The organism is Candidatus Poriferisocius sp., from assembly GCF_965204015.1.
GTDB lineage: Bacteria > Actinomycetota > Acidimicrobiia > Acidimicrobiales > Bin134 > Poriferisocius.
On record NZ_OZ241965.1, the window covers coordinates 2,173,646 to 2,187,252 of the forward strand.

9 protein-coding genes are annotated in these 13,607 nt (G+C 63.7%); 3 read left to right on the forward strand and 6 right to left on the reverse strand.

The window, feature by feature from the left end; genetic code table 11:
• Nucleotides 1-23: 23 nt before the first annotated feature.
• Nucleotides 24-3,638 (forward strand): Ig-like domain-containing protein, encoded by a 3,615-nt coding sequence (locus ACOGJC_RS09705; RefSeq protein WP_419844799.1) that lies wholly within the window; start codon nt 24-26, stop codon nt 3,636-3,638.
• A 21-nt stretch (nt 3,639-3,659) separates the two neighbouring features.
• Here ACOGJC_RS09705 and ACOGJC_RS09710 read toward each other — a convergent pair whose 3' ends face one another.
• Nucleotides 3,660-4,964 (reverse strand): cytochrome P450, encoded by a 1,305-nt coding sequence (locus tag ACOGJC_RS09710; RefSeq protein ID WP_419844800.1) that lies wholly within the window; start codon nt 4,962-4,964, stop codon nt 3,660-3,662.
• Between the two features lie 59 nt (nt 4,965-5,023).
• The gene (locus tag ACOGJC_RS09715; protein ID WP_419844801.1) at nt 5,024-5,932 is read right to left on the reverse strand and encodes a hypothetical protein; all 909 of its coding nucleotides are present in this window, start codon (nt 5,930-5,932) and stop codon (nt 5,024-5,026) included.
• 158 nt (nt 5,933-6,090) lie between these two features.
• Here ACOGJC_RS09715 and ACOGJC_RS09720 point away from each other — a divergent pair, with 158 nt between their 5' ends.
• The gene (locus tag ACOGJC_RS09720; protein WP_419844802.1) at nt 6,091-6,648 is read left to right on the forward strand and encodes an orotate phosphoribosyltransferase; all 558 of its coding nucleotides are present in this window, start codon (nt 6,091-6,093) and stop codon (nt 6,646-6,648) included.
• 32 nt (nt 6,649-6,680) lie between these two features.
• Here ACOGJC_RS09720 and ACOGJC_RS09725 read toward each other — a convergent pair whose 3' ends face one another.
• Both ACOGJC_RS09725 and ACOGJC_RS09730 read right to left on the reverse strand, forming a co-directional pair.
• On the reverse strand, nt 6,681-8,354 hold the full coding sequence (locus ACOGJC_RS09725; protein WP_419844803.1) for an N-acyl-D-amino-acid deacylase family protein: 1,674 nt from the start codon (nt 8,352-8,354) through the stop codon (nt 6,681-6,683).
• A 45-nt stretch (nt 8,355-8,399) separates the two neighbouring features.
• Entirely contained in the window at nt 8,400-9,287 is an 888-nt protein-coding gene (locus ACOGJC_RS09730) for a 3-keto-5-aminohexanoate cleavage protein (RefSeq protein ID WP_419844804.1), read from the reverse strand.
• A gap of 35 nt (nt 9,288-9,322) precedes the next feature.
• Here ACOGJC_RS09730 and ACOGJC_RS09735 point away from each other — a divergent pair, with 35 nt between their 5' ends.
• Nucleotides 9,323-10,504 (forward strand): amidohydrolase family protein, encoded by a 1,182-nt coding sequence (locus ACOGJC_RS09735; RefSeq protein ID WP_419844805.1) that lies wholly within the window; start codon nt 9,323-9,325, stop codon nt 10,502-10,504.
• A gap of 3 nt (nt 10,505-10,507) precedes the next feature.
• Here ACOGJC_RS09735 and ACOGJC_RS09740 read toward each other — a convergent pair whose 3' ends face one another.
• Both ACOGJC_RS09740 and ACOGJC_RS09745 read right to left on the reverse strand, forming a co-directional pair.
• The gene (locus tag ACOGJC_RS09740) at nt 10,508-11,860 is read right to left on the reverse strand and encodes an amidohydrolase family protein (RefSeq protein ID WP_419844806.1); all 1,353 of its coding nucleotides are present in this window, start codon (nt 11,858-11,860) and stop codon (nt 10,508-10,510) included.
• A gap of 34 nt (nt 11,861-11,894) precedes the next feature.
• Nucleotides 11,895-13,607, reverse strand: coding sequence for a hypothetical protein (locus ACOGJC_RS09745; protein WP_419844807.1), 1,713 nt, complete (start codon nt 13,605-13,607; stop codon nt 11,895-11,897).

Genomic DNA, 13,607 nt, shown 5'->3' on the forward strand with positions numbered 1-13,607 from the left:
CTGGGGAATACTGTGGTCTGCCTATGAAACTTGGGCTTGCTGCGATTGTCGCGGTTTCAGCCTTATTGCTCGGATTGGCTGCGACACCCGGCGATCCGGTTTCGGCCCAGGGCCTCCCCCAGCAGAGCGTGGCGCAGCAGTGCTTTGAGCACCATAGATTCGGCGCCGAGCCCGTGGACGTCGCCAAAACCGCCGACTTATCCACGGTGCTCGCTCAAACGAGTTGGAACTGGCACGACACCATCGGCTGCTACCTGAGCCTCGACCAACAAGCCCTGGCCGTCCTGCGGGCCGCCCCGCCACCCCAAGACCTTCCCGCCGCCCCAACTGACGCCTCAAGAAGATGCTTCGAACACCACAAATTCGGCGAAAACCCCGTGGACGTCGCCAAAACCGCCGACGGCCAAACCGTCCTCGCCCGCCTCAGCTGGGGCTACCACAGCACATTCGGCTGCTACCTAGTGCTCGACGACACCGCCCTCACCACTCTGCGCGCCACCGCCCAATCCGACCCCTCACCTGACCCCACGCCAAACACGGACGACACCGGTTCAGACGACTCCGACACCGACACGACCGACATCGAGATACCCCAAGCCAGCCCACGGTTCACCCTTCTCGCAACCGGCGTCTCTTATTCCTGCGCCATCAGAACCGACCAGACCATCGCCTGCTGGGGCAACAACCGATACGGCCAAATCGACGCTCCACCCGGCCAATACACCACCATCGCCCTCGGCAACTCCCACTCCTGCGCGATTACAACTGACCAGACCATCGCCTGCTGGGGCAACAACCGATACGGCCAAGCCGACGCTCCCGAAGGCCAATACACCACCATCGCTGTCGGCAGTTCCTATTCCTGCGCGATCAAGGCCGACCAGACCATCGCCTGCTGGGGCAACAACCGATACGGCCAAGCCGACGCTCCCGAAGGCCAATACACCTCCATCGCAGCCAGCGATGTTCACTCCTGCGCCATCAGAGTCGACCAGACCATCACCTGCTGGGGCTACAACCGAAACGGCCAAGCCGATGCACCCCCTGACCAATTCGCCGCCATGGCAATTGGCGACACCCACTCCTGCGCCATCGGAATTAAAGGCAGCATCGCTTGCTGGGGCAACAACCGATACGGCCAAACGGATGCTCCTTCCGGCCGATACACGACCATCGCCACCGGCAACTACTACTCCTGCGCCATCAGAACCGACCAGACCATCGCCTGCTGGGGCTACAGCGAGGACGGCAGGATCGACGCTCCCCCCGGCCAATACACCGCCATCACAGCCGGCGATGTTCACACCTGCGCCATCAAAACCGACCACACCATCACCTGCTGGGGTTACAACCAAGACGGCCAAGCCGACGCTCCCCCCGGCCAATACACCGCAATCGCAGCCAGTGCTCATTGGCACGGTTCGCATTCCTGCGCCATCGGGGTCGATCAGTCCATCGCCTGCTGGGGCTACGACCAAGACGGGGAAAGCTCCGTGCCCATCAGGCTGAGAACGCCGCCGGAGGAACTCTTGTCAGTACAGGTGTTTTCGGATAATGAACCCAAGGTTGGCCGCTCTTTCGAGGTGACGGTGGAATTCAACCGCGCCGTTAGCGGGTTCGACGCTGATGACATGAACGTCGTCAATGGCGACGTCACCCATTTTTCAGGTTCGGGTTCCAAGTATGAGGCGACGGTGACCGCGGCGGCACTGGGCACCGTGGTCGTACTCATTCCCAGAGCAGCGGCACTCGACCAGAACGGTCGCAGCAACGAGCCGTCGCAACCCTTCGCGAGAACCGTCAGAACAACGGCATCTACTGCCTCTGCCATTGCATCAGGCAAGTTTCATTCCTGCCACATCATCAAGGCCGACCAGACCATCGCCTGCGGGGGCACCAACGAATCCGGCCAAACCGACGCACCCGCAGGTCAATACACAGCCGTCGCAGCCGGCAGCTATCATTCCTGCGCCATCAGAACCGACCAGACCATCGCCTGCTGGGGCTCCAACCGATTCGGCCAAGCCGACGCCCCCGCAGGTCAATACACAGCCGTCGCAGCCGGCGATGTTCACTCCTGCGCCATCAAAACCGACCAAACCATCACCTGCTGGGGCACCAATTACTTGGCCAAAGCCAACGTTCCGGCCGGCCAATTTATCGCCGTCGCCGCAGGCAGCTCTCATTCATGCGCCATTAGAGTCGACCAGACGATCGCCTGCTGGGGCTACAGCGAAGACGACAGGATCGACGCCCCCGCAGGTCATTACACCGCAATCGCAGCCGGCGATGCTCACACCTGCGCCATCAAAACCGACCAAACCATCGCCTGCTGGGGCAGCAATGACGACTGGGAGGGAAACTACACCGGCCAAGCCGACGCTCCCCCCGGCCAATACACCGCAATCGCAGCCGGCGATGCTCACACCTGCGCCATCAAAACCGACCAAACCATCGCCTGCTGGGGCACCAACCGATTCGGCCAAACCGACGCACCCGCAGGTCAATACACCGCCATTGCAACCGGCAATGTTCACACCTGCGCCATCAAAACCGACCAAACCATCGCCTGCTGGGGCTCCAATGCCTACGGCCGGTCGGGCACCCCGCCCGTCAAGTTCACCGTCATTACCCCCAGTGGCTACAGCTTCGGTTCACAGTCTTGTGGAATCAGAGCTGATCAGACCATCGCCTGCTGGACCCACGACGAGAGCGATCAACCCGACGCATCCCCCGGCCCCTTCGTCGCCATAGCAACACCCGACGACGAGTTCTTCGACACATGGGATCGCGACGCAGCACGAGCCTCTGCTTTCGCGGAGTTCCACCGCAAGGAGCCCGGCCACGACTGGACCGGCGACATCGACAATTGCGTCGCTGGAACGACGAGCCAGCCATATCGCGACAGCATCTTCCAGCGGATGAACTGGTACCGGCAGATGGCTGGATCTCTCCCCCTTGTCGAAGATCCGGAACTCTCATGGACTGCCCAAGCTAAGGCACTCATACTGGCCGCGGAAGGCCAGTTGAGTCACTTCCCCAGTCCCGATTGGGCTTGCTACCCCCAAGACATTTTCTTCACCATCCCCACCGAATCTATTGCTTTGGCCTCCGGCCTCTACAGCATCGATCTCTATATGAGGGATCCCGGACCCACAAACAAGGCTGTCGGTCATCGTCGCATGATTATTGATGGGAATAGCGAACTCTTTGGCACTGGCGATATTCCAGGCAGAGCAAACACCCTGCTTGCTGGCTACAGCAGTGGCCGGAGGGAAATCCGAGAACAACGCGGGTTTGTCGCTTGGCCTTCACCGGGCTATGTCCCTCCGGCAGTCAACTGGGGTCGCTGGTCGTTCGATCTCTCCGACGCGTACTACACAGCCGACTTCTCAACCGCGTCCGTTGAAGTCTCCGACGATTTCGGTCCGGTAGAAACCGACATCATCTACAGACATTCATCAGGAATCGTGTGGGCTATGGATGGCGACACCGACTCTTATCTACTCATCGGCCGGCGTCCGTTGCACAGCCTGGCTGACAGCAACTACTGCTACACCGTGACGATAAGCGGGGTGAAGATCAACGACTCCGTTCAAACGCCGTACGAATACGCAGTCTGCGTCCTGACCCGATGACTCAAGTCATCGCAGTTTGAATCAACCGACCAGGCGAACCACTTGGTGTTTGACGGCGCCGAGGTGGAGGTGGCCGTGGCGGTCGGGGGCGTCGGCCAGTTCTAGGCGGGGGAGGAGGGGCAGGATGGCTTTGAGCATGGCTCGGAGCTCCCAGCGGGCCAGGTTGGCGCCGAGGCAGAAGTGCACTCCGTGGCCGAAGGCCATGTGGTGGTTGGGGTTGCGGCCCACGTCGAAGCGGTAGGGATCGTCGAACACCGCCTCGTCCCGGTTGGCCGACGGGTAGAACACGCCCACGGTGTCGCCCTCTTTGATCACCTGGCCGTGGCGCTCCACGTCGGCGGTGGCGGTGCGGGCGAACTGGATGACCGGGGAGGTCCACCGCAGGATCTCCTCCACCGCGGGCTCGATCAGCGACTCATCGGCCAGGAGGCGGTCGATCTGGTCGGGGTTTTGGAGCAGGGCGGTCACACCGGAGGTAGTGGCGTTGCGGGTGGTCTCGTTGCCCGCCCCCAGCAGCAGGGTGATGTAACCGGTGAGCTGCTGGGTGTTGAGCGGACAGCCGTCGACCTCGCCTTGCACCACTGCGCCGGTGAGGTCGTCGCGGGGCTCGGCTTGGCAGTCGTCGATGATCGTGCCGATGTAGGCGCTGAAGTCCTTGCCCATCCGGAACCTCAGGTCGTCGAAGGTCTCGCCCGGCTCGGCCCACCGCATGTTCTCCTCGTCGTTGAACGCCATCTCGGTGAACTTGTGCACCTTCGACCAGTCCTCGATGTCGAGGCCCATGAGATCGCAGATGGTGGCCAGGGGCAGCTTCACCGCGTAATCCAGCACCAGATCGGCCTCCCCGTCGCGCTCCAACACCTCGATGAACTCGCCGGTGAACCGGGCGGCGTAATGGGCGAGGTGCTCCTCGTGCTCCCGCATGGCCCGGGGGGTGAATCGCCGGGCGGTGAGCAGGCGGAACCGGGTGTGGCGGGGCCGGTCCAAGAACACCATGTCCATCGGCTCGTCCAAGTCCCAGCCCAGTTCGGTGAGCCGTCGTTCCCGGCGCTCCCACATGCCCTTGTCTTCCTCGATCGAGGCCAGGCGGAGGCGGGGGCCGCCGTTGATGAACAGCTTGTCGTTGGACGACACCCAGTGGATGTCCTCGTGGCGGGTGATGGCCCAGAACGGCTCGATGTCGGGGCGCTCGTACCAGTGCACCGGAGCCTCGGCCCGCAGCAGATCCCACGCCGCCCACGGATAGCCGCGGTCTTGGTACAGGTCGGTGGAGTGAATGTCGATCTCGTCGAGCGACAGTGTTCTGGCGGTATCCGTGATGGTCATGCGCTGCTCCCCCACGCTTTGCTTGCCAAGACATATTGGCAGAGCGGGCTGCTTTGAAACTAAGTGCCATCTCTCCTGAGGCCTTCCCACAGCTGGGAGCGGAGGGGTTCGGGGGCTACTAGTTCGAAGCTTTGGTTGTCTAGGCGGGCGAAGCCCTCTAGCGGGTGGCCGGGGCGCCACCACAGGGCGTTGGGGCTGACCGAGTTGGGGCCGGCCAGGTAGCGGATGTAACTGGCGGCCAGCATGGTGGCGGAATCCTGCACGAACTGCTCGTTGAGCTCGATGGGGCAGACCATCACGGTGTGGGCCGCAGGCACGGTGACCACGGCCCCCTGAATGCCGACGTCGGGAATGGTGCGGGCGAAGTCGAGCAGGTGGCCGGTCACGAACAGGGACTCGCCGGTGAACACCGAGACATTGCCGGGCAGTTCGCTCCCCTCCAACGCGGCCAGCGGCTCGTCCATCAAGGTGTTGGCCAGCGCAGCGGCCATCACCTCGCCGTGCTCGACGTCCCATTCGTCGAAGTAGCTGCGGTCTACCGGACAGGCGGCACCGTCCAAGTCCACCGACAAGCAGGCCGCGAACCCCAGCGGCAGGGGATCGCGGACCGCGTCGATCAGACTCAGATGCTGAGGGCCCACCACCCTGACCCGCAGGTCGGGCTGGAGCTTCTGGTAGTCGCCCAGGCGCTCGGCCAGGACATCGGGGGCGAAATCATCGAGCCGAGCCACGTGGTTGTAGACGATCAGGCGCCAATCCTCGGGATCGGCCACCCGGCAGGTTTGAGCCAGGTTGGACAGACCCAGCACGCAGTCCATCTCTTCGACGGCCACGGTGCCCTCGGCTTCGTCGAGGGTGTATTCGCCGAATCGGGCTTGAACCACGCTCTCCACATCATTGAGGAAGCTGCGGCGTTGCTCTGGATTCCACCAAGGAGCCCAGGCGCAGGAAACAGGTGGAGCAGGCAAAGGCTCCTCCCCTCATTCTTATGTTGAATGGGGGAAGCTAGGGACGACCGTAGCGGGACTGGCCTGGGGATCGCTTGTGGAAATCTAAGTATTTCTGATTTATTTCCAGTTATTTCACTGAACAGAGCCCCCTCAGCGTTGAGTACTAGGGTGGGGACGTGGCTGACGCGGCACTCATCGACATCATCAAACGGCAAGGTTTACGGAGATTGGACCAGCCGATAGAGCTGGCCAGCGGGGCCATGTCGAGCGATTTTGTTGACGTCAAGGTGGCCCTCTGCCGATGGGCCGACCTTCAGGTGGCCTGCCGGGCCATTGTTCAGCAGGTTCGAGAAGCCGGCATCGAATTCGACGCGGCCGGGGGGATGACCATGGGCGCCGACTCGCTGGCAGTGGGCATCGCCGCTGAGACCGACGGCCACTGGTTCTCGGTTCGAAAGGAGCCGAAAAAGCGGGGCACGAAACAGCAGATCGAGGGCACTCCCCTCGGCCCGGGCCACCGGGTCTTGCTGCTCGAGGACGCCACCACCACTGGAGGCTCGACCGAGAAGGCCTATGAGGTGATACGCGACACCGGGGCCGACGTAGTGGCCGTCGCCACCGTGATCGACCGGGGCGACACCGCCCGCCGCCGCTTCAAGGCACTGGGCGTGCCCTACTTCCCCGCTCTCACCTACACCGACCTCGCCATCGAACCAGTCGTACCTCCGGGCTAGGTCAATTGCTGGAGTTCAGCCCCTCGGGCTGCTCAGGATGAGCGGAGGGTGGTGGCGGGGAGGGTTTCTAGTTGGTCTAGGAGGGACTTTCCTTCGAGGCGGGTGGGGATGCCGGCCACGAGGATGTGGTCGACGCCGGTTGGTTGGTCGGCGATGAGGCGCTCGCCGCTGGCGGGCATGTCGTTCACCCGGCGGATGGGGCCGACGTCGAGGTTGTCCCAGTCGACCACGGTGATGTCGGCCACTGCGCCGGGGTGCAGGTAGCCCCGGTCGGGGGCCAGGCCGAGCATCTCGGCCAGCTCGCCGGTGAGCTTGTGAATACCGGCCTCGGGGGTCATCACCTGGCGGTCGCGGACCCAGCGGGACAGGAAGTCGGTGGGCATCACCGCATCGCAGATCTGGCCCACATGGGCGCCGGCGTCGGACAGGCCCATGACCGCACCCTCGGCCTGCATGAGGGACGTCACGCCGTCGACCTCGTCGTTGGCGAAGGTGATCTCGAAACGGGTCAGCAGCCCGTCGGCCAGAGCGACATCGCACATGGCATCCCACGGTGAGCAGCCCCGCTCGGCGGCCACTCCCCCGACGGTGTCGCCCACCAGCTCGGGCTGGTTGGGCGACTCCACGATGGCCAGGGTGTTCCAGCGGGAGGCCAGCAGGCCGTTGGCGTCGAGGTCGGCCTGCACTCGGGCCCGCCAATCGGGATCGGCGTACAGGCTGGGGCGGTCTTCGTGGGCCAACGCCACCAGCTCTTTGAACGAGCCCATGGTGTAGAAGGAGGTGGGTTCGATCATGGTGACGTGCTGGGTGATCGGACGGCAGGTGACCTGCACCCACACATCGGCCCCGGCGGCCCGGCCGGCCAGGTGGTCGGCCAGCTTGGTGCGATAGTCGGCCCGCGACGAGGCCGCCGCCGGATAGGTGAGGATGGACGACCAGTTGAGCCGGCGGCCCAGCTTGGGCTGGAGGTCGTACACCCAGCGGTAGTTCTCCCCCGGCGCCACGTGCACCACACCCCGGCCGATCTCGGCGGTGACCCCGATGAGGGCCTCTGTCTCTTCTTGGGAGGCGGCGATGGACGGCACCGGGCGGCCGCCGTCGCCCAGGTGGAACCCGGCTCGGTCGGTGGAGAATCCCAGGGCTCCGCCAGCGATGGCCTCGGCCACCGCGGCCTTCATGCGGCTGACCTCTTCGGGGGTGGCCTCCCGCTCGTAGGCGTCTTGGCCCATCACGTAGAGCCGCACCGCGGTGTGGCCCACATAGCCGCCGAAGTTCACGGCCAGGCCCCGGCGCTGGATCACATCGAGGTATTCGCCGTAGGTCTCGAAGTCCCAATTGACCCCGGCCTCAAGGGTGGCTACCCGCATGTCCTCCACCTTGTCGAGGGTGCGGATGAGCGAGGCCCGGTCGGCGGCTTTGGTGGGGGCGATGCTGTAGCCGCAGCTCCCGGCCACCACCGAGGTGACCCCGTGCCAGCACGACGACGACAGCCACGGATCCCACAGCACTTGGGGGTCGTAGTGGGTGTGGCAGTCGATGAAGCCGGGGCACACCAGCCGGCCGGTGGCGTCTATTTCTTGGGGGGCTTTGACGGTATCGTCGATTTCTGTGACGCGGCCTTTGGCGATGCCGATGTCGGCCCTTCGGCCAGGGTTGCCGGTGCCGTCTATGACGGTGCCGCCGCGGATCGCTATTTCTAGGCTCACGGAGTCAATTTAGGCCACCAGTGCCGCGCGCGACCGGGCGGTGGGTCAGTGCTTCGTCAGATGGAGCTTGTCTCGCACGGCTTCGGGGCTTAGGACTTCGTAGTTCATGGCTTCAAGAATGGTCACCGCCCTCGCTACCAAGTCGGCGTTGGTGGCTAGTTGGCCGCGGCTGAGGTAGATGTTGTCTTCTAGGCCGACCCGGACGTTGCCGCCGGCGATGGCGGCCAGACCGACGTAGGGGAGCTGGCTGCGGCCCAACGAGAAGGCGGAGAAGATCCAGTCGTCGGGGAGGTTGTTGACCATGGCCATGAAGGTGTTGAGGTCGTCGGGGGCACCCCAAGGGATGCCCATGCACAACTGCACCATGACCGGGTCGTCAATGAGCCCTTGGTCCACCAGGCGCTTGGCCAGCCAGAGGTGGCCGGTGTCGAAGATCTCGATCTCCGGGCGAACGCCCAGCTTCTGCACCTGGCGGGCCATCTCGTCGAGCACCGACGGGCTGTTGACCATGATGTAGTCGCCCTCGCCGAAGTTCATGGTGCCGCAATCGAGAGTGGTGATCTCGGGCATCAGCTCCCTCACGTGGGCCAGCCGCTCGGTGGCCCCGGCCATGTCGGTGCCCTCGTCAGCCGGGGGCAGGGGCTGCTCGGCCGAGCCGAGGGTGAGATCCCCGCCCATGCCGGAGGTGAGGTTGAGCACCACGTCGGTGCTCGATGCCCGGATCCGCTCCACCACTTCGGCATACAGCTCCACGTCGCGGGCCGGATCGCCGGTCTCGGGATCGCGGACGTGGATGTGGACGATGGCCGCACCCGCATCAGCGGCGTCGATGGCCGCGTCGGCGATCTGCTGGGGGGTGATGGGCACCAAAGCGGACTTGGACGTGGTGTCGCCGCTGCCGGTGATGGCGCAGGTGATGAATACTCCCGCCATCGCCATCAGCGTATACCAGCAATAAGATGATTGGTATGCCTTCTCGCCAGCTTGATTTCCCGGTTTTCGACGCCGACAACCACATGTACGAGACCACTGAGGCGCTCACCAAGCACCTGCCCGACGGGCATCGGGGACTTGTCGACTACATCGACCACAACGGCCGCACCAAGATCATGGTGAGGGGCAAGATCAGCGAGTACATCCCCAACCCCACCTTTCAGCGGGTGGGCTCACCGGGTGCCCAGGAGGAGTACTTCAAGCACGGCAACCCAGAGGGCAAGTCGCACCGGGAGATCATGAAGCCGATCGACGCCCTGCCGGCGTTTTTCTCCCCGGAACCCCGGCTGGAGCTGATGGACGAGCTGGGCTTGGACTACGCCATGATGTACCCCACGCTGGCATCGCTGGTAGAGGAGCGCTTCCGGGACGCCCCCGACGAATGCCACATCGTCATCCACGCCCTCAACCAGTGGATGCTGGAGCACTGGACGTTCAACTACGAGGGCCGCATCTTCCCCACGCCCATCGTGACCCTGCCCATCGTGGACAAGGCCATCGAGGAACTGGAGTGGTGCGTGGAGCGGGGAGCCCGGGCGGTGCTGATCCGCCCGGCGGCGCCTCCCGGCCTGCGGGGGCCGCGGTCGTTCGCCCTGCCTGAGTTCGACCCGTTCTGGGAGCGGGTGGTGGAGTTGGACGTGCTGGTGGCCATGCACGCTTCCGACAGCGGCTATACCCGGTTCACCGACGAGTGGGAAGGCGTTCGGGGGGAGATGACGGCGTTTCGGCAGTCGCTGTTCCAGATGGCGATAACCCACAGTCGGGCCATTCAGGATGCGGTGACCTCATGGGTGGCCCATGGGGCGCTCACCCGGCATCCCGAGCTGAAGGTGGCCATCGTGGAAAACGGCAGCTCCTGGGTGCGCCCCCTGCTGGCCCAGTTGGAGAGCGTCTACGAGCGATTCCCCCACTCCTGGGAAGAGCACCCCGTGGAGGCCATCAAGCGCAATCTCTGGATTCACCCCTTCCATGAGGACGACCCGGTGGGACTCATCGACTTGGTGGGAGTGGACAACGTGATTTTCGGCTCGGACTACCCCCACGTGGAGGGCATGGCCGACCCGATCTCGTTCGTGGACCAGCTCGATGGACTGCCCGACGACCAGGTCCGCAAGGTGATGGGCGGCAACATGGCCGCTCTGATGAAGGTGGCTTAGCGCCTAGCTCCCTGCGGCGACAGGAGCCGGTTCGATGTTGAGGAATCGGGCCAGGTTGTCGCACATGATGGTTTTGATGTCGGCGTCGCTCATGTCTTTGAGCTGGGTGGTGGCGTAGAGGGCGGGGAAGGGCAGTCCCTCGCTGTGGGGGAAGTCGGAGCCGAACACAATGGGCTCGATACCGACTGCGTCCACCACCCGGGCCACGCTCTCCTCGGGGAAGGGGGCCACGATGAAGTGCTCTCTGAAGATGTCGCTGGGGCGGCGGTCGAGCTTGGGACCCCACCGGGCTCCCCGGCCCATGAGATAGGCGTGGTCCATCTTGCGGAGGATGTAGGGCAGCCACACCGTGCCCTGCTCCGACAGGCACACCTTGATGTTGGGGAATCGGCCGAAGAGGTTGTGGAGCACCATGGCGGCCACCGTCTCCATGGCCGGGCGGTCGCCCCAGTAGAGCACCCATTGGAGGGCGTCGAACTCGCCCAGCCCGTCTTCGGGATCTTCGCTCCAGTCGGCCCCGTTCTTCTGGTAGTCGGTGGCCCCCAGGTGGGTCACCACTCGGGCCTCGGCCTCGTTGATGCGGGCCCAGAACCCGTCATAGATGGGATCGGCCATGGAGCGGCCGCCCCGGGTGTTATCGCGTCCGCCGTGGGCGTGGCCGCTGATGATCTGGACGACGGTAGCGCCCTGGTTCAGCACCAGATCGACCTCGGCAGCCGCTTCGTCGGGGTCGGCCAGCGAGATGTAGGCGGGCAGGAACAGACGATCGAGGTAGCCCCAGCCGATCTCCTCGTTGATCCAGCGGTTGTAGGCCCGGGTGTTGGCGTAGATGCCGTCGACATCGTCGGCGAACTCGTACTCCAGTGACAGCACCTGATTGGGGAACATGAGGGCGGCGCCGATGCCCTGTGAGTCCATGAGGGCCAACCGCAGATCGCGGTTGCCCCACGACTCCTCCTGGTCGCGGAAGTAGGCGATCAGCTCGATGCGCTCGTCCATGGAGAGGTTGCGATAGGGGTTGAGGCGGGACAGCGTCATCCCCGGGGAGTGGATGTTGGACTGGCCGGCCTTCATCTGGTTCTCGTCGCCCGCGGTGGGCACCGCCCGGGCGGCCACCTCGGCAGCCGCATCGTCGTCGGCCGCTACCAGGGCCACCGCCTGGTTGAGCCGGGAAGGCTGCCCCCCGAACACCCCCACCCAGCGGCCCTCCTCATCGGCTTCGAAGGTGACCGCCTTGTGCCGCCACTTGGGATCGACGTAGTTCACATACAGGTCGCGGGGCTCCACAAAATGGTTGTCGGCGTCGTTGATGAGGAACGGCAGTTCAACGTGCGGCTGCATCTGGGCCAGGGCCATGCCCGCCATGGTACGGGACGCCCGAAGGGAAGCGTCAGGTGTTGTAGCGGCCAGCGTCGTCAGACGGTTTGCGGCGGATGGCGAAATAGGCCACGGCCAGAACGATGAGCGCCAACTGGGCGATGATCACCCCTGCCCAGACAGCGTTGGTGCCTCCATCGGTCGAATCGTCGTTGATCAGCACCGGCGAGGCCGCTGCCATCTCCGTTGGGATTGGAGTGACTGCCGGAGTGATCACAGCGGTTCCAGTCGGGGTTTCCGCAGCCGTCGGAGTCGTCACAGCGAGTGGGGTCGCCGCTGGCTCCGCAATGGCGGTTGGCTGTTCTTCGGCGGTCGATCCGACTGGAGTTTCCGCTGGCGCGACCCCTCCCTCCGCGGGCGTGAGAACTTGCAAGTTGTAGGTGTGTACAACCCCTGGTTCCTTATGGGTTGTGCGCCACACAAGATCCTCCCCCGCTTCGTAGGTGGACAAATGAGCTCCCAACGCGATCACCCCGCCGCCTATGGCCACAGATTGAACTTTCCAGGCTTTGCTGCCGTAGCTTGACGTCCCCGTCACACGCCAATCTGCCCTGGGTCTGTCGAACAAGCTGAACACGATTGGGGTCATCTCCGACCCCGCGATGTCTTTGCGAGGGGTTAGGACCATCAGGTTTGAATCCAGGTCTACATCCAAGCCAAACCGGTAGTAGTCAGGGTCAAAGAACGGCTCCAGGATCTCCCCAACCCAAACTCCGAAAGAGCGCTCAAACACATGTACCCCGTGCCGGGAGGAGACGGCAATAAAGTCGGCACTGGCGGCCACAGACTGACCAAACCCAAATCTGCTATTGCGATCAACGGGGAACAGTTCAGTTGGTTCCGACCATTCATCACCAGAGCGCTCATACACGAACGCCGCCGAGTGGCTGCCGACAACCAATACGTTGCCGCTTACATCAAGATCTGTGCCGAAGTCGTACGATCGCAGCCCGTCGGGACGGACAAGTCTGGCTGTCTCCCGCCAATTGTCCTCATGACGGGTGAACACATAGACCGAGTCCAAGTTCTCGACACCGGAAGGCGTGGTCCCTGAGCTGCCTTCAGGAAGTCGAACGACGCCATTGGCCCCCACGGCAATCACGTCACCGTCTAACGCCACCGACGAGCCGAAGCCCCCTTCGAGAAACCTGTCAAAAGAGCTTCTTCCGATCGTGTGCGAACCATCAGGGTTTGGACCCAGTCCGCTGAGATCATCGGGTCCGGTCAGCTTGGCCGTCCCTACCCATTGACCCTCAACTGCTGTGTACACATAGGCCGCCTCGTAGGCGCCCACCACAATCACGTCGCCATCAACAGCCACCGACCGGCCGAATCCTCCATACACAGTGCCTGAATCGTCAATTCTGATACCCAGGCCTTCAACCGGTTCGTCCTCGGGTGATTTTTCCGGTACTCGGATCGGATCCCACCCCAGGGGCTCGTTGGGAACAGTCAACTTGACCGTCTCGGACCACTGCCTGTTTGATCGGGTGAACACGTAGGCCGCGCCGAAAGCGCCGACCACCATCACATCCCCGTCCACATCCACGGCAATGCCGAATCCGTCGCCCGCGAAGCCGTCTGATGCCGACAGAATTTCGGCGAATGAGGTACTCGTCTTCGTTTCGTCGTGCTCTGTGTATCCGGCGGCAACGCTGACTGTGACTGCGGACCCGGCGATTGACAGGACTAACGCCAATCCCGCAATCCGACCCCAAACAGCCAC